This window comes from Polaromonas sp. P1_G2 (genome assembly GCF_056405515.1).
Genome location: NZ_JBFUBY010001309.1, coordinates 1 through 426, shown reverse-complemented (window position 1 = coordinate 426; position 426 = coordinate 1). Strand labels below are relative to the sequence as shown.

General features: G+C 60.8%; 1 protein-coding gene. It reads right to left on the bottom strand.

What is annotated here, in order from left to right:
- Nucleotides 1-426, bottom strand: a 426-nt coding sequence (locus AC1D0P_RS30285; protein WP_477680114.1) for a hypothetical protein, incomplete at both ends; no start/stop codon positions are given.

Below are 426 nucleotides of genomic sequence, written 5' to 3'. Positions count from 1 at the left end.
TCCTTGCGGATCAGGTCGACGGAGACATTCGAGAGCCCGGCCATGATTTCCGGATCGGCGGCGAACTGCGCCATGACAGCGCGGATATCGTCCGGCGCAAAATCACGCGTCGCCTTCTGGATGGTCGCGACGATCACCGACTTGGGCAGCGCATTGGCCGGATCGCGGAACAGGATGCCGCGATAGAAGCGGCCGAACGCCTCCTTGTTGTTGGTCGCCGAATAGGCATCGATCATGTCCCAGAGGAGGTCGACTTCCTTCTCGGCTTCGGGATTGAGCGCGGCACCGGCGGCGATCACCGAGGCCCAGTTCTTCGAATTGTGGAAGGAGGTGACCGCATTGCGCAATTTCTTGCGCGCGAATTTTGCGACAAAATCGTCCGTCGCCTGCCAATTGGGATCGGCGGCTTTGCGACGGGCGATTTCC